At 71.4% G+C, this 15,455-nt stretch carries 15 protein-coding genes; 11 read left to right on the plus strand and 4 right to left on the minus strand.

The window, feature by feature from the left end; translation table 11 throughout:
• Both AFL01nite_RS09735 and AFL01nite_RS09740 read left to right on the plus strand, forming a co-directional pair.
• Positions 1–894: a bile acid:sodium symporter family protein gene (locus tag AFL01nite_RS09735; protein ID WP_146827481.1), complete on the plus strand. Its 894-nt coding sequence runs from the start codon at positions 1–3 to the stop codon at positions 892–894.
• Entirely contained in the window at positions 887–1,162 is a 276-nt protein-coding gene (locus tag AFL01nite_RS09740; protein ID WP_222593482.1) for a hypothetical protein, read from the plus strand. Before AFL01nite_RS09735 ends, AFL01nite_RS09740 begins: the two co-directional genes overlap by 8 nt.
• A 10-nt stretch (positions 1,163–1,172) precedes the next feature.
• Here AFL01nite_RS09740 and AFL01nite_RS09745 read toward each other — a convergent pair whose 3' ends face one another.
• On the minus strand, positions 1,173–1,823 hold the full coding sequence (locus AFL01nite_RS09745; RefSeq protein ID WP_146827482.1) for a TetR/AcrR family transcriptional regulator: 651 nt from the start codon (positions 1,821–1,823) through the stop codon (positions 1,173–1,175).
• Between the two features lie 232 nt (positions 1,824–2,055).
• On the opposite strand from AFL01nite_RS09745, the gene AFL01nite_RS09750 reads away from it, so the two are divergent.
• On the plus strand, positions 2,056–3,075 hold the full coding sequence (locus AFL01nite_RS09750) for an alpha/beta hydrolase fold domain-containing protein (protein WP_146827483.1): 1,020 nt from the start codon (positions 2,056–2,058) through the stop codon (positions 3,073–3,075).
• Here the strand turns inward: AFL01nite_RS09750 and AFL01nite_RS09755 are convergent.
• Positions 3,038–5,122, minus strand: coding sequence for a S9 family peptidase (locus AFL01nite_RS09755; protein ID WP_186813891.1), 2,085 nt, complete (start codon positions 5,120–5,122; stop codon positions 3,038–3,040). The two genes, AFL01nite_RS09750 and AFL01nite_RS09755, sit on opposite strands and share 38 nt — an antisense overlap.
• A gap of 52 nt (positions 5,123–5,174) precedes the next feature.
• On the opposite strand from AFL01nite_RS09755, the gene mshB reads away from it, so the two are divergent.
• The 3 genes from mshB to AFL01nite_RS09770 are packed head-to-tail and all read left to right on the plus strand — an operon-like array spanning position 5,175 to position 8,343.
• Complete coding sequence (gene mshB / locus AFL01nite_RS09760) at positions 5,175–6,080, plus strand: N-acetyl-1-D-myo-inositol-2-amino-2-deoxy-alpha-D-glucopyranoside deacetylase (protein ID WP_186813892.1); 906 nt, start codon at positions 5,175–5,177, stop codon at positions 6,078–6,080.
• 35 nt (positions 6,081–6,115) lie between these two features.
• A complete protein-coding gene (locus AFL01nite_RS09765; RefSeq protein ID WP_146827486.1) occupies positions 6,116–6,649 on the plus strand; it encodes a flavin reductase family protein in 534 nt (177 codons plus the stop codon).
• Positions 6,646–8,343: a VanW family protein gene (locus AFL01nite_RS09770; RefSeq protein WP_146827487.1), complete on the plus strand. Its 1,698-nt coding sequence runs from the start codon at positions 6,646–6,648 to the stop codon at positions 8,341–8,343. Before AFL01nite_RS09765 ends, AFL01nite_RS09770 begins: the two co-directional genes overlap by 4 nt.
• A gap of 129 nt (positions 8,344–8,472) precedes the next feature.
• Here the strand turns inward: AFL01nite_RS09770 and AFL01nite_RS09775 are convergent, their stop codons facing one another.
• Entirely contained in the window at positions 8,473–9,378 is a 906-nt protein-coding gene (locus tag AFL01nite_RS09775; protein WP_146827488.1) for a GNAT family N-acetyltransferase, read from the minus strand.
• Between the two features lie 86 nt (positions 9,379–9,464).
• Between AFL01nite_RS09775 and fdxA the strand changes: the two genes are divergently transcribed.
• Positions 9,465–9,788 (plus strand): ferredoxin, encoded by a 324-nt coding sequence (fdxA, locus tag AFL01nite_RS09780; protein WP_146827489.1) that lies wholly within the window; start codon positions 9,465–9,467, stop codon positions 9,786–9,788.
• Positions 9,789–9,794: 6 nt separating this feature from the next.
• Entirely contained in the window at positions 9,795–10,895 is a 1,101-nt protein-coding gene (dapC, locus tag AFL01nite_RS09785; RefSeq protein WP_222593483.1) for a succinyldiaminopimelate transaminase, read from the plus strand.
• 1 nt (position 10,896) lies between these two features.
• Here the strand turns inward: dapC and AFL01nite_RS09790 are convergent, their stop codons facing one another.
• Positions 10,897–12,045 (minus strand): ROK family transcriptional regulator, encoded by a 1,149-nt coding sequence (locus AFL01nite_RS09790; RefSeq protein ID WP_146827490.1) that lies wholly within the window; start codon positions 12,043–12,045, stop codon positions 10,897–10,899.
• Between the two features lie 167 nt (positions 12,046–12,212).
• On the opposite strand from AFL01nite_RS09790, the gene AFL01nite_RS09795 reads away from it, so the two are divergent.
• The 3 genes from AFL01nite_RS09795 to AFL01nite_RS09805 all read left to right on the plus strand — a co-directional run bounded on the left by AFL01nite_RS09795 (position 12,213) and on the right by AFL01nite_RS09805 (position 15,387).
• Positions 12,213–13,271, plus strand: coding sequence for a substrate-binding domain-containing protein (locus AFL01nite_RS09795; RefSeq protein WP_246119668.1), 1,059 nt, complete (start codon positions 12,213–12,215; stop codon positions 13,269–13,271).
• Positions 13,272–13,348: 77 nt separating this feature from the next.
• Complete coding sequence (locus tag AFL01nite_RS09800) at positions 13,349–14,164, plus strand: ATP-binding cassette domain-containing protein (protein ID WP_146827491.1); 816 nt, start codon at positions 13,349–13,351, stop codon at positions 14,162–14,164.
• Positions 14,161–15,387, plus strand: a complete 1,227-nt coding sequence (locus AFL01nite_RS09805) for a sugar ABC transporter permease (protein WP_146827492.1) — start codon at positions 14,161–14,163, stop codon at positions 15,385–15,387. Before AFL01nite_RS09800 ends, AFL01nite_RS09805 begins: the two co-directional genes overlap by 4 nt.
• The last annotated feature ends 68 nt before the right edge of the window (positions 15,388–15,455 follow it).

Genomic DNA, 15,455 nt, shown 5'->3' on the forward strand with positions numbered 1-15,455 from the left:
ATGGACTCGACCCTGTCGACGGTGGGACTGCCCGCCGCGCTCGGCATCATCATGTTCGGCCTGGGCCTGTCGCTCACCCTCGGTGACTTCGCCCGCGTGCGCAGGTCACCCCGCGCGGTCGTCGTGGCACTGCTGTGCCAACTGCTCCTGCTGCCCGTCGTGTGCTTCGGGTTGGTCCTCGCGCTCGACCTGTCGCCCCTGCTGGCGGTGGGGATGATGCTGTTGGCGGCCTCTCCCGGTGGCAGCACGGCGAACCTGTTCAGCCACCTGTTCCGCGGGGACGTAGCCCTCAACATCACCCTGACGGCGATCAACTCGATCATCGCGGTGGTGTCGCTGCCGCTCGTCGCAAACCTGGCCCTGGCGTACTTCGACCTGGGCAACGACGTCTCCCTGCAGTACCGCAAGATCGTCGAGGTCTTCGCCGTCGTGCTGGTCCCGGTGGGGCTCGGCATGTTGGTGCGGGCGAAGCGTCCGGACTTCGCCGACCGCATGGACAAGCCGGTCCGGATCGGCTCGGCCCTGCTGCTGTTCGTCATCATCCTGGGCATCGTCATCGACCAGCGTGCCAACGCCGGCGACTACGCCACGTCCGTCGGCCCGGCGGTCACGATCTTCTGCGCGGCCAGCCTCGTCATCGGGTTCCTCGTGCCTTGGTGGGCTGGCGTCACCGAGCGCCAGGCGGTCGCATGCTCGTTCGAGATCGGCATCCACAACGCGACACTGGCCATCTACGTCGCCGTCGAGGTCCTCGACAACGTGGAGCTCTCGGTGCCGGCCGCGGTGTACGGCCTCGTGATGTTCGTGCTGGCGGCCCTGTGGGGCACCGCCCTGACCCGGTGGATCCTGCCGCGGGGGACGGAGTCGGGCGCGTTACCGTCGCAGCATGCCTGAGGTCCACTTCGACGAGCGCGACGACGCCGAGTCGTTCGTCGCCGAGCTGGCGTCCCGGGGGCTGGCTCACCGGCTGCATCGCGACGAGTTCGCCGGCGAGGACGACTTCGAGGACGCAGCCTGGCTGGTCGAGGTCGACCCCGCCGAGGACCTGGGGGAGTGGGCCGAGCGCCACGGTGGGTGGCTGGTCGAGGCCCCCGAGGAGAGCGCTCCCGCGCCGGCCCCGCTGCCCGAGGCGCCGCGGAGGCTGAAGCGCCCTATGCGCTGAGTCCGCGCGCTCACACCGGAGCGGGCTGCTCGTCCTCCGGCAGGTTGATGAGGCCCTCGTAGATCGTCAGCATCATCTGGTCGAGGACGGCCTCGCGGTCGAAGGGTCGGCCGGTCCAACGCGCCATCTCCGCCGCGAACCACAGCGCGCCGAAGATCTTCTCGTGGCCGAGCCGGACGTCGACCTCGTCCTTCATCAGGTCGGGGATGCCGTTGACGGTGATCGAGGTGGCCACGTCGAACAGGGCGTCGAGGCGGTCGACGAGCTTGCTGCGGACCGGGGAGTCGGGGCCGAACGCGGTGGCGCCGATCAGGGGGCCGAGGTCGACGGCCAGGTCGGCCAGATCGGTGAAGAAGCGACGCATGCCGTCCTGGATCTCGGCCGAGGAGCCGGCGAGGTCGCGACTGATGCCCTTGGCGTTGTCCATGGCGCGCACCATCGCGGCGTCGATGGATTCGAGCACCGAGGCCTCGAAGAGCTCCTCCTTGGAGGGGAAGTGGCGGTACAGCATGGCCTCGTTGACGCCGGCCTCCGCGGCGATCTCGCGGGTGCGCGTGGCGGCATAGCCCTTCTCCGCGAAGACGCGGCGGGCCGACTCGATGATCTGGGCACGCCGATCCTCGGCGGACATCCGCCGTTTGGGGCCTCGTTCAACAGTCACGCGAGAAACCGTAAGTCACCGGGCCCGACATTGGGGGAGAAGCACTGAAACTAGTGGGGCTCATGGGACCAATGTGACTGAAGGAGCGTCACTCTGTGACCTGAATCATCTAATTTCGGAATTCGTTTGCAACTCGCGTCATAGCGAGCCTAATCTGACGTCACTTCCTAGAAGTCAATACCTACTTACTTAGGTCGGGTTGCTGCCCCGGTCCTTTGACGAAGGAGTAACGATGAGCGTTCCGAAGCCGCTCGTGCGCACCCGCCTGGCGATGGCGCGACCCGTGATGCACTCGACCCGCGTGAGCCTGGGCGCCAAGCGCACCATGGCCGATTCGATCGCCAGCGCCGCCCGCGCTCCCGAGGGCGCCGTCTACGACTTCGACATGATCGCGGGTCTGCCGATCCAGTTCGTCACCGTCGAGGGAGCGGGGCCGGCCACCGGCCGCGCCACCATGATCTACCTGCACGGCGGCGGTCACGTCGTCGGCAGCTCGCGGGCCTACCGCGCCTTCGCGGCCCACGTCGCCAAGCACTCGGGCATGGACGTGCTGCTGCCGGAGTACCCGCTGGCCCCCGAGAGCCCCTACCCGGCCGCGCTCGACTCGCTCATCGGCCTCTACCGCTCGCTGCCGGCCTACGGCGTCGACCCGACCACCGTGGTCCTCGCCGGCGACGACGCCGGTGCCGGCCTGGCCCTGGCGATGGCGCTCGAGATCCGCGACCTCGGCATGCCGATGCCCGCCGCGATCGGCATGATCAGCCCCTGGCTCGACATGAGCGCCGACGTCGATCGCGCCCGCCCGGCCGCCTCCGACCCGTGGTTCACCCCCGCGCTCGCGACCCGCTGGGCTCGCACCTACCTCGGTGGTGCCGACCCGCGCGATCCCGGCGCCTCGCCGCTGCACGGCGACTTCGCCTCACTGCCCCCGATCGTCGTGCACTACAGCGGCCTCGACCCGCTGCGCACCGATGCCGAGGCCTTCCTGCAGAAGGTCACCGCGATGGAGTCGGGCCCCCGCGTCATCGCCCGCGAGTACCCCGAGATGTGGCAGTCGTTCCACCTCCAGGCCGGCCGCCTCGAGGCCGCCGACGTGGCGATCGAGGAGTTCGGCACGGCGATGGCCTCGCTGGTCGAGGTGCCGCGCCGTCACGGCGACGTCGTCCCGATCAACCGTCCCGTCGCGGGTCGCGGTGGCCGCCGGCTGCAGCTGGTCAGGCCAGTTGCTCTCGCAGGAACCCCATCTGTATGAGCTTGAGGTTCTCGGCGACCTCCTCCTGAGGCGTCATGTGCGTGACCCCGGACAGCGGCAGGACCGTGTGCGGGCGTCCCGCCGCCAGCAGCGCCGACGAGAGTCGCAGCGTGTGCGCGGCCACGACGTTGTCGTCCGCCAGCCCGTGGATGAGCATCAGCGGACGCTCCAGACGCGGCGCGAGCGGCAGCAGTGAGTTCGCGTCGTAGACCTCGGGCACCTCGCCCGGGTGGCCGAGGTAGCGCTCCGTGTAACAGGTGTCGTACAGCCTCCACTCGGTGACAGGCGCGCCGGCGACCGCCGCGTGGAACACGTCCGGCCGGGCCAGCACCGCCAGCGCGGCGAGGTAGCCGCCGTACGACCAGCCCGTGATCCCGACCCGACCGGTGTCGACGTCGTCGGGGAACTGCGCGGCGACCGCTGCCACCGCGTCGACCTGGTCCTGCAGCGTGACCTCGGCGAACCGGTGGTGGATCTCGCGCTCCCAGGCGGACCCGCGGCCGGGGGTGCCCCGTCCGTCGGCCACCACGACGCAGAAGCCCTGGTCGGCCATCCACTGTGCCTCGAGGAACATCCGTCCCGACGCGAGCACCCGCTGGGCGTGCGGCCCGCCGTACGGGTCCATCAGCAGCGGGAGGCGGCGCGAGCCGGGCACGTGGTCGCGCGGGAACAGCACCGCCGCGCGCAGCTCGCGGTCGCCGAGGCGGACCAACCGGACGTCGGGCGAGAGGGGGGCGGGCTCGGCCAGCACGCGGATCGACCGGGGCTCGCCGGACTCGGGGTGCACCGTGACGGTCGTGGTGGTCGAGTCGAGGTCGCTGCGGACGATGACCCTGGTGGAGCCTCCGACGACCGCGCCGTGGACGGCCGCGCCCTCGGTGAGCACCTCGGTCGAGCCGTCCGTGCGGAAGCGGACGAGCTGGACCTCGGTGGGCTCGCTCGAGGCGGTGGCCAGGACGCCGTCCTCGTCGACGGTCACGATCGAGCGGACCTGCCAGTCGTCGCCGCTGACGGGCGCGCCGTCGACGCACACCCGGCGTCGGTCGTCGACGTCCTCGACCGTGACGAGCCGTCCCTGCGGGTCGCGGCGCGGTGACGACGACAGCTCGACCCACGCGTCGTCGGCCAGCTCGCGCAGGGTCCGGGTGGCGCCCGTCGCGGGATCGACCTCGAGGATGAGAGAACGGCGCTGGTCGCGGCTGAGCACCTGGAGCACGGGATCGGAGCCCTCGGCCCAGTCGACCCGGGCCAGGTACTCGAACGCCGCGTGGTCCCACGCGACCTCGGTCGGCTCGGTGCCGTCGAGCGGGACGTGCCACAGGGTCACGGTGCTGTTGGTCGTGCCCGCGGCGGGGTACCGCTGCTCGGCGGCGGGCCGGTTGGGGTTGGCCGGGTCGGCGATGTGCCAGACGGACACCTCGGCGTCGTCGTACCGCTCGACCAGCAGCGAGCGCCCGTCCGGCGCCCACCAGAACCCGCGGAAGCGCTCCATCTCCTCGGCCGCGATGAACTCGGCGCGGCCCCAGGCCTCGGTGGGGGAGGAGGGCGACACGAGCGCGCGGTCGTCGGCACCGGCCGCCGACACGACGCGCAGCTCGCCCTCGGCGGTGGCGTAGGCGACGTGGCGCCCGGTCGGGTCCAGCCGGGGGTCGATGACGGAGCCGGTGACGGGCAGCTCGTGGACGGCCTTCGCCCCCAGGTGGACCGCGAAGAGCCGCCCCGAGAGCGGGAAGCAGGCCCACCGCCCGGTGGCGTCGACGTCGTAGGAGACCAGTCCGCCGGCGGACTCGCGGGCGCGCTCGCGTCGTGAGCGCTCCTCGGGCGAGAGGTCCTCGTCGGCACCGCCGAGGAGGGCCTGCGGGTCGACGAGCAGCGACTCGGTGCCGGACTCCACGTCGAGCTCCCACAGCTGGCCCGAGCGCGTGACGCCGTCGGGGGTGCGGATGAACCGGACGGTCCGCCCGTCGGGCGAGACGGTCAGGTTGCGCGGCACGCCGAGGGTGAAGCGCAGGGTCCGGGCAGCCAGTCGGGGGTAGGAGTCCGTCATGCTCCACATCTTGTCAGGACGGCCTCCGTGGCCCACCGCCTAGATTGGTGCCATGCCCGATCGTCGCCTGCTGCTCGTCCATGCCCACCCGGACGACGAGTCCATCCAGTGCGGACTCACCATGGCGAGATACGTCGCCGAAGGTGCCCACGTCACGCTCGTCTCCTGCACCCTCGGCGAGCACGGTGAGGTGCTGATCCCCGACCTGGCGCACCTGGCCGCCGAGCACGAGGACCGCCTCGGCCCCCAGCGCCTCGTCGAGCTGTCCGACGCGATGGGACACCTGGGCGTCACCGACTTCCGCCGGCTCGGCGGCGACGGCGCCTACCGCGACTCGGGCATGGTGTGGGACGAGAACGGCAACGCCGCCCCGATGGACGAGATCGACCCACGGGCCTTCTGGCGCGCCGACCTGCTCGAGGCCGCCAACCACCTCGTCGCGGTGATCCGCGAGCTCCGCCCGCAGGTGCTCGTGACCTACGACGAGTTCGGCAACTACGGCCACCCCGACCACATCCAGGCCCACCGCGTCTCGACCTACGCCGCGGCCCTGGCCGCCGTCGACTCCCACCGCCGTGACCTCGGGCCGGCCTGGGACGTGCCGAAGGTCTACTGGACCGCCGAGTCGGCCTCGCGGCTGCGCGAGGGGGCGCGCCTGATGGCCGAGGCCGGGCAGGAGATGCCGTTCGAGTTCGATCTCGAGAACCTGCCGCCGATGTTCTCCGAGGACGAGGCCCTCAGCGCCGCGATCTCGTCGACGCCGGAGCACGTGCAGGCCAAGCTCGACGCGATGAAGGCGCACGCCACGCAGATCACGCCGGACGGCCAGTTCTTCGCCATGGGCCTGGACCTCGCGGCGATCACGTGGGGCACCGAGTTCTACCGTCTCGCCAAGGGCGTCGCGGGACCGGCCGGGGTGTCGGGGTTCGAGGAGGACCTCTTCGCCGGACTGGGCTGATCGGCCTGCTGGGCGCGAGCCCGTAGGCTTGACGGGTGGAGAAGTCCGTCGATCAAGCCGCTTTCCGGGGTGCTCTGTCGCGATTCGCCAGCGGCGTCACCGTCGTCTCGACCGCCCACGACGGGCTCGATCACGCGATGACGGCCAGCGCCTTCACGTCCGTCTCGCTGATCCCGCCGCTCGTGCTGGTGTGCACCAACCGCGGCAGCCGGTTCCACGACGCGGTCCGCGAGTCGCGCCGCTGGGGCGTCTCCATCCTCTCCGAGCACGGCCGCGAGGCCTCGGCCTGGTTCGCCCACCGCGGCCGACCGCTCGACACCCAGTTCGAGAACATCGCGCACCACCGCAGCCCGGGCGGACTGGCGCTGCTGGACGAGTCGCTGGCGTGGCTCGAGTGCGAGACCGAGGCCGAGCACGACGGCGGCGACCACCTGATCCTGGTCGGACGCGTCGTGTGGGCCGAGTACCAGGACGACACGGACGACCCGCTGCTGTACTACCGCTCGCACTACGGCACGATCGTGCGCCAGCCCGAGTCCGAGAAGACCGTGTACCGGGGCGGCCAGTGAGTCGGCGTCGCGTCCTGGCCGTCGCCGGGGGAGTCGTGGCCGTCCTGGCGGCCGCCTACGTCGCCGGCTACGTCCTCACCGGTCAGCGGCTGCCCGCCGACACGACGATCGCGGGCGTGGCGGTCGGCGGCAAGAGCCCCGACGCCGCCGAGTCCGCCCTCACCCGTGGCCTGGCCGAGCGCATCGACGAGCCGATCGTGGCCACCTTCGACGACCAGCGGTTCGAGCTCGACCCCGAGCAGGCCGGCCTGTCCGTCGACGTGCCCGCGAGCATCCGGGCCGCCGGAGGCCGTTCGTGGGACCCGCGCGACATGGTGGCGCTGTTCGCCGGCGGCTCCGACCACGATCCCGAGCTCGACGTCGACCGCACGAAGCTCGCCGCCGCCGCGGCCTCGGTCGCCGAGACCGTCGACCAGCCGGTCGTCCAGGCCCAGATCACGTTCCCCGACGCGAAGCCGAAGCCGCGCCAGCCGAAGGCCGGCAATCAGGTGCCCCAGCAGGAGTTCGCCGAGCTCATCCGCGACTCGTGGCTCACCACCGACCGCCCGGTCCGCGTGCCGGTCTCGCCGGTCGCGCCCGCGGTCGACGCCGCCGGGCTGCAGCAGGCGGTCCGGCAGATCGCCGAGCCGGCCGTCGCGGGGCCCGTGACGCTGAAGGTCGGGACGAGTCGGGTCGAGCTGCCCGTCACCGCGTACGCACCCGCGCTGTCGGTCGTCGTGAAGGGCGACGCGATGGTGCCGGTGATCGACGCCAAGGACCTCGCGGGCCCGCTGACGAGCTCGACGACGGGGGTCGGTCGCCGCGCGGTCGACGCCTCCTTCAGCTTCGCCGGCGGTCGGCCCGTCGTCGTGCCCAGCAAGGCCGGCATCGGCCTCGACCCCGACGAGATGGCGCAGCAGCTCGTGCCCGTGCTGACCAAGACCGGCGACGCGCGCTCGATCACCGTCAAGGCCACCGCGGTGCAGCCGGAGTTCACGACGAAGGACGCCGAGGCGCTCGGCATCAAGGAGCGGATCGGCAGCTACACCACCCGCTACCCGCACGCCGACTACCGCAACACCAACCAGGCCGAGGCGGCGCGCCGGATCGACGGCACGATCCTCGAGCCCGGCGAGACGTTCAGCTTCAACGACATCGTCGGCGAGCGGACCGCGGCGAACGGGTTCGTCTCCGGCTTCGTCATCAACGGCGGCGTCTTCCGTGAGGAGCTCGGCGGCGGCGTGTCCCAGGTGGCCACCACGGCGTACAACGCGGCGTTCTTCTCGGGCCTCGACGACGTCGAGCACCACCCGCACGCCTTCTACATCGACCGGTACCCGGTGGGCCGCGAGGCGACGATCTACTACGGCAGCCTCGACCTGCGGTTCCGCAACCCCTACAAGACCGGTGTCGTGATCCGGGCGTGGGTCGACCGCAGCAGTCCGGGCTCCGAGGGTCGGATGAACGTCGAGATGTACGGCACGAAGGTCTACTCGGTGAAGGCGCGTTCGAGCGAGCGCTACAACTTCCGCGAGCCGGGCACCCAGTACGACGACACCCCCGCGTGCGTCTCGCAGTCCCCGGTGACCGGCTTCGACATCGACATCCACCGTGACTTCTACCAGGGCGGCCAGCGCGTCAAGACCGAGAAGGACACCGCCTACTACCAGGCGGCCGATCGCGTCATCTGCGGCAAGAAGCCCAAGTCCGACTGAGCTCTTCCCGCGCCCCCTTCCCGCGGCCCCTTCTCCACTTTTGGAACGGGATCCACGTGGATCGGCCGTCTCGGCGTGGATCCGGGACCAAAAGTGGCAGGGGCGCGGCGGGGCCGGACGTCGCGCGACTCAGGGCGCGGTGAGGTAGCGGTAGGCGTGGTGCGTCGTGAAGCCGTAGGGCGCGTAGAGCGCGAGCGCGGCGTCGTTGTGGCGCATCGTCTGGAGGTAGGCCTTGTCGGCGCCGTGCGTGGCGGCCCAGGCCAGCGAGGTCTCGACGATCCGCGTCGCCAGACCGCGGCGCCGGTGCGCGGGGTCGACCTCGACCGCCGCGAGGCCCGCCCACTCGCCCGTGACGACCACGCGGCCGATCGCCACGTCGTCGATCGAGACGAAGCCCACCGTCGCCGGCCCCTCCAGGACGGCGCGGGCCGTGGCGGGGTCGGTGACGCGGCCGTAGTGCCGCAGCCACGCGTCGCTCGCGTGGGTCTCGACGATCGCCGACGCGTCGGGGGAGGGCGCGGTGCGCAGGTCGGCCACCTGCACGATCGCGCCGGGCGGCTGGTCCGTGACCGGCGTCCAGCCGGCCTCTGCGAACGCGCGGTCCCACGCGGAGCCCTCGACCAGCTGGGCCAGCGGCCGCAGTCCCCGGTCGTCGTAGAAGGACACGACGGCGCCGAAGGGGTCGTTGACGCCGGGGTCGCCGTGCACCGCGACCGAGTTCGCCCGCCCCGTGAAGCCGCCGGACGCCCGCAGCTCCCACTCGCCCACCGCGACCGACTCGACGGCGGGCCAGCCGCGCGACGTGATCCGGGTCAGGTCCTCCGGCGCGATCGCGGCGGCTCGGCGGGTGCGCGTCGGCCGGTCGGGCACGACGCGCATCGCCAGGACGGTGCCCGCGGGGACGAACGCGAGGTCCCCGTCCCGGCGCTCGATCCGCAGTCCGGCGGGCTCGGCACTGAGCACGCGGCCGACGACGTCGCGCACGCCGTCGCCGTCGCGATGGCGCACGGAGACGCGTCGCCCGACCAGATCCACGACGACACGATCTCATGAGGCGAACCCGGGCAGCGGGGATCAGGTCCCGCACGCGATACTGAACGTCGAACCGAAGGAGCAAGCCCGTGACGTATGTGATCGCCCAGCCGTGTGTCGACATCAAGGACCGTGCCTGTGTGGACGAGTGCCCCGTCGACTGCATCTACGAGGGCAACCGCATGCTCTACATCCACCCCGACGAGTGTGTCGACTGTGGTGCCTGCGAGCCGGTCTGCCCGGTGGAGGCGATCTTCTACGAGGACGACACCCCGGACGAGTGGAAGGACTACTACGATGCGAACGTGCACTTCTTCGACGACCTCGGCTCGCCCGGTGGCGCCGCGAAGATGGGCGTGATCGACGCCGACCACGCGATGATCAAGGCGCTGCCGCCGCAGAACCAGGAGTGATTGAGCGTGACGCGGGCTCGGGTGTCGGGACGGTTCCCCGACTTCCCGTGGGACACGATCGCCGCCGCCAAGGCGCGCGCCGCTGAGCACCCCGGCGGCCTGGTCGACCTGTCGATCGGCACGCCGGTCGACCCCACGCCCGAGGTCGCGCGCCAGGCGCTGATCGCCGCGGCCGACTCGCCCGGCTACCCCACGGTGCTGGGTCCGGAGTCGCTGCGCCGCTCCGTGGCCGAATGGCTCGACCGTCGGTTCTCGATCCCGGGCATCGGCACCGACGAGGTGCTGGCCACGATCGGCAGCAAGGAGTTCATCGCCAACCTGTGCGTCCAGCTGGGCGTCGGTCCGGGCGACGTCGTCGGGCTCCCCGAGACGGCCTACCCCACGTACGCGGTCAGCGCGGCCTACGCCGGCGCCACCGCGCTCGCCACCGACTCGCGCGTGGCGTTCGGGCCCCAGCGGCCGAAGCTGGTCTTCATCAACTTCCCGGCCAACCCGCACGGCCGCGTCGTCGGCCGCGAGCATCTCAAGGCGTGGGTCGACTTCTGCCGCGAGGCCGGGGCGCTGCTGGTCAGCGACGAGTGCTACCTGGAGTTCGTGTGGGAGGGAGAGCCCGTCTCCGTGCTCGACCCGCGGGTCAACGGCGGCTCGCTCGACGGCATCATCGCGCTGCACTCGCTGTCGAAGCGCTCCAACATGGCCGGCTACCGTGACGCGTTCGTCGTCGGCGACCCCACCGTCGTGGCCGAGCTGCTGGCGGTGCGCAAGCACCTGGGCTTCATGCTGCCGGTGCCCGTCGCCGCGGCGATGCAGGCCGCGCTGGCCGACGACGCCCACGTCGACGAGCAGCGCGAGCGGTACGCCCGCCGCCGCGCCACGCTGCGCACGGCGCTCGAGGGCGCCGGCTTCCGGATCGACCACTCGCAGGGCTCGCTGTACCTGTGGGCCACGCGCGACGAGCCGTGCCGCGACACGGTCGAATGGCTCGCCGACCGCGGCATCCTCGTGGCTCCGGGCGACTTCTACGGGGTCACCGGCACGCGCCACGTGCGCTTCGCGTTCACCGCCACCGACGAGCGCATCGCCGCCGCGGCCGAGCGCCTGGCCTGACTCAGCCCGGCAGCTCGACGGCCTCGAGGGCCACCAGCACGCTGCCGATGCACGACGGACGGTCGTCCAGCTCCGAGGCGGTGACGCGCACCTCGCGGGCGACCGGCGTCAGCGCGTGGCGGCGCATCGACGCGCGCACCTCGTCGAGGAGCAGGTCGCCGGCGTCGGCCAGGTCGCCGCCGATGACGACCACCTCCGGTCCGAGCAGGTTGGCGACGGCCGCGACGGCCTCGCCCAGGTGGCGGCCGGCGTCCTCGATCAGCCGGCGTGCGCCCTGGTCGCCGCGCAGCGCCTTCTCGACGAACGCGGGCACGTCCATCTGGCCGCCGGTGGGCGCGTACTGGGCGATCAGCGCCGCGCCACCCACGTACGCCTCGAGGCACCCGCGGCTGCCGCAGCGGCACAGGGGCCCCGACTCGTTGACCGTGAGGTGGCCGAGCTCGCCCGCGGTGCCGAGGCCGCCGTGGTGCACGCGTCCGTCCAGCACCAGGCCGCACCCGACACCGGAGGCGATCTTGATGTAGACGAGGTCCTCGTGGCCGCGCCCGGCGCCGCGCCGCCACTCGGCCAGCGCGCTGAGGTTGGCGTCGTTGTCCACCACGGTGGCGCGCTCGAAGACCTTCTCGGCGGCGGACCGTGCCTCGACCCCCACCCACCCGGGCAGGATCGAGCCGGAGTCGATGATCCCGTCGCGACCGATCGGCGCCGGGATCGCCATGCCCACGGCGCGCAGGTCGTCGTACGTCTGCCCGCCGTCGGCGAGGAGCCGGTCGACCATCGAGCGGGCCATCGCCAGCGCGTCGTCGCTGGGCACGTCGGCCGCGACGGCGACCACGTGCGAGTCGCGGACGTCCCCGGCGAGGTCGGCGATCGCGACCTGCAGGTGGGAGTGGCCGAAGTCGACGCCGGCGACGACGCCGGCGCCGGGGGAGACCGTCACGGTCGCGCCGCGGCGACCCGATCCGGCCTCGGACTGCAGGAAGCCGGCGTCCACGAGCTCGCGGATGATCCCGGACACCGTCGCCGGGGCGAGCTGGGTGCGTCGGGCGATCTGGGCCTGGCTGAGACCTCCGGCCTCGCGCACGACGCGCACGACGCGGCCCTGGTTGGAGGCGCGCAGGGCCGCGGTGGTCCCGGGGTTGGTCGGCATGGCGTCCACTGTGACGCAGGCCCTAGATACCGTCAAGAGCCGAACGCAAAATGGTGCGGTAGCGTGCTCTCGCTCGCCTAGTGTTCATCTCTTGACGTCAAACGTGTGACGTAGTTCACTGGGCGTACTCCCACGCCGACGTGGGGTCGACATTTCTTGGAGGAATTGTGAACACCATCTCTCGCGTCGCCATCGCCACGGCGACCCTGACGATCGGCCTCGGCGGCCTGTCCGCGTGCGGATCCAACGACGACGGCGGCAGCGGCTCGGACGAGGGCAAGACCATCGCCCTCCTGCTCCCCGAGACCAAGACGACGCGCTACGAGTCGTTCGACAAGCCGCTCTTCGAGGCCAAGGTCAAGGAGCTGTGCGACAGCTGCAAGGTCGACTACCTCAACGCCGACCAGGACGCCTCGAAGCAGCAGCAGCAGGCGGAGTCGGCCATCACGAACGGCGCCTCGGTCCTGGTGCTCGACCCGGTCGACGGCAAGGCCGCCACCACGATCGTGAAGTCCGCCCAGGGCTCCGACGTGCCCGTCGTCGCGTACGACCGCTTCATCGAGGGAGCCGACTACTACATCTCCTTCGACAACGAGCGGGTCGGCCAGATGCAGGGCGAGGCGCTCATCGAGGCCACGGGCGGCAAGGGCGACATCCTCATGCTCAACGGCTCTCCGACCGACCCGAACGCCGCGCAGTTCAAGAAGGGCGCCCACTCCGCCATCGACGGCAGCGGCCTGAACGTCGTGGCCGAGTACGACAACCCCGACTGGAGCCCGGACAACGCCCAGAAGTTCACCAGTTCGCAGTTCAACAAGGTCGATCCCGGCGACCTCGCCGGCGTCTACGCCGCCAACGACGGCCAGGCCGGCGGCGTGTTCGCCGCGTTCAAGGCCGGCGGCGCTGCGGAGCTCCCGCCGATCACGGGTCAGGACGCCGAGCTCGCCGCGATCCAGCGGATCGTCGCCGGTCAGCAGTTCATGACCGTCTACAAGCCGATCAAGGCCGAGGCCGACCAGGCCGCCGAGCTGGCGGTCGACCTGGCCAACGAGGAGAAGATCTCCGGCACCGAGGACTTCCAGGGCGTGCCGTCGTTCATCCTCGATCCGATCGCCGTGAAGAAGGACAACGTGGGCGACACGGTCGTCAAGGACGAGTTCTACAGCGTCGAGGACATCTGCACCTCCGAGTACGCCAAGGCCTGCGAGGACGCCGGCCTGTCCTGAGTGCCACCGGGCGGGGGTCGGCTCCGGCCGGCCCCCGTGCCGCACGTCCTGCTCACCGCTCACCCCCAGGAAACCCCATGACCGCTCCCGTGCTGTCCATGCGTGGCATCAACAAGCGCTTCGGCGCCGTGCAGGCCCTCACCGACGTCGACTTCGACGTCCGACCCGGCGAGGTCGTGGCCCTCGTCGGCGACAACGGCGCCGGCAAGTCCACGCTCGTCAAGATCATCGCCGGCGTCTACGGCGCCGACTCCGGTGCGATCGAGGTCGAGGGCCGCGAGGTCCAGATCCACGGTCCGAAGTCGGCGCAGGCCCTCGGCATCGCCACCGTCTTCCAGGACCTGGCCCTCGCCGACAACCTCGACGTCGTCGCCAACCTCTTCCTCGGCCAGGAGGCCACCTCCACCGGTGTGCTGGACGAGGAGACGATGGAGTCGCGCAGCTGGGAGCTCCTGCGGCAGCTCTCGGCCAAGATCCCGTCGGTGCGCATCCCGATCGCCGCGCTCTCGGGCGGCCAGCGCCAGACCGTCGCCATCGCGCGGAGCCTGGTGGGAGAGCCGAAGATCGTCATGCTCGACGAGCCGACCGCCGCGCTGGGCGTCGCCCAGACCGCCGAGGTGCTCAACCTCATCGAGCGGCTGCGCGAGTCGGGTCTCGGCGTCGTCGTCATCTCGCACAACATGGCCGACGTGCAGGCGGTGGCGGACCGCATCTACGTGCTGCGCCTCGGCCGCAACGCCGCCGAGTTCCACATCGACGACGTCACGACCGACCAGCTCGTCGCCGCCATCACCGGTGCCTCGGACAACGTGGTCGCCGCCCGGCGTGCCCGCTCCGAGGGTGCCGACGTCGCCCCCAACCCCCAGGGTCACCTGCCCGAGGAGAACGCATGAGCTTCGCCGATCGCGCCGACGAGCGGCTCGTCCAGGACACGTCGCCGCGGGCGATGCTGTCGAACCTGGGACGCCGACTGCGTTCCGGCGACCTCGGGATGATCCCGGTGGTCGTCGGACTCGTCATCATCTGGATCGTCTTCTACTCGCTCAACGACCGCTTCCTGTCAGCCCGCAACCTCGTCGAGCTGAGCCTGGACTCCGCGACGATCGGGATGATCTCCGTGGGGATCGTGCTGGTGCTGCTGCTCGGCGAGATCGACCTGTCGGTCGGTTCGGTGTCGGGCCTCTCGGGCTCGGTCCTCGCGGTTCTGCTGGTGTACCAGGGGTGGCCGCTGCTCGGGTCGATCCTGGCCGCGCTGTGCGCCGGGCTGCTGATCGGCGTGTTCTACGGGCTGCTGTACACCCGGTTCGGCGTGCCGAGCTTCGTGATCACGCTGGCGGGCCTGTTGGCCTTCCTGGGGGCGCAGCTGAACGTGCTGGGCAAGAACGGCACCGTCAACCTGCCGGGCGACTCGGCCCTCATCGAGTTCGCGAACTTCACCTTCCTGCCGCCGTGGCTGTCCTACGTGCTGGCCGCGGTGGTCGGCACGGGCTACCTGCTGGCACGGATGCGCACGCTGAGCCGCCGCTCGGCGGCCAACCTGTCGACGCCGCGCCTGCGGTCGGTCGTCGTGCGCGCGGTCGTCATCACGGCGGCGGTCGCGGGCGTCGCCTGGTACCTCAACCTCGACCGCGGGATCGGCGCCATGCCGCTGCTGTGGGTCGGCGTCATCATCGCGATGGACTTCCTGCTGCGCCGCACCACCTGGGGCCGGCACGTCTTCTCCGTCGGTGGCAACGAGGAGGCCTCGCGGCGCGCGGGCATCGGCGTCGACCGGGTCTACGTCTCGGTCTTCGCGCTGTGCTCGATGTTCGCTGCACTCGGCGGTGTGCTGGCCGCCGGCCGCCTGCAGGCGGTGAGCCAGACCAGCGGCGGCACCGACACCAACCTCATGGCCATCGCCGCGGCGGTGATCGGCGGCACCAGCCTGTTCGGCGGGCGCGGCTCGGTGTACTCGGCGCTGTTCGGGATGCTCGTGCTGCAGTCGATCACGAGCGGCCTGAACCTCATCGGGGTCGACGCCTACGTGCGCTACATGGTCACCGGCGCCGTCCTGCTGCTGGCCGTCACGATCGACTCGCTGTCGCGCCAGGCCCGCAAGAGCAGTGGCAGCGGCTGAGCCGGCCCGTCCGTCCGCCCCTCCACCGCGAGTGGCGCAAAGACGCCCGCCACTCGCCGAGTGGCGGG

Origin of the sequence: Aeromicrobium flavum, from assembly GCF_007992115.1 — a bacterium.
Lineage (GTDB): Bacteria > Actinomycetota > Actinomycetes > Propionibacteriales > Nocardioidaceae > Aeromicrobium > Aeromicrobium flavum.

Coding starts and splice junctions, on each gene's coding strand:
- AFL01nite_RS09735 (WP_146827481.1), top strand. CDS start 1: ATGGACTCGACCCTGTCGACGGTGGGACTGCCCGCCGCGCTCGGCATC.
- AFL01nite_RS09740 (WP_222593482.1), top strand. CDS start 887: ATGCCTGAGGTCCACTTCGACGAGCGCGACGACGCCGAGTCGTTCGTC.
- AFL01nite_RS09750 (WP_146827483.1), top strand. CDS start 2,056: ATGAGCGTTCCGAAGCCGCTCGTGCGCACCCGCCTGGCGATGGCGCGA.
- AFL01nite_RS09755 (WP_186813891.1), bottom strand. CDS start 5,122: ATGACGGACTCCTACCCCCGACTGGCTGCCCGGACCCTGCGCTTCACC.
- mshB (WP_186813892.1), top strand. CDS start 5,175: ATGCCCGATCGTCGCCTGCTGCTCGTCCATGCCCACCCGGACGACGAG.
- AFL01nite_RS09790 (WP_146827490.1), bottom strand. CDS start 12,045: ATGCCGACCAACCCCGGGACCACCGCGGCCCTGCGCGCCTCCAACCAG.
- AFL01nite_RS09800 (WP_146827491.1), top strand. CDS start 13,349: ATGACCGCTCCCGTGCTGTCCATGCGTGGCATCAACAAGCGCTTCGGC.
- AFL01nite_RS09805 (WP_146827492.1), top strand. CDS start 14,161: ATGAGCTTCGCCGATCGCGCCGACGAGCGGCTCGTCCAGGACACGTCG.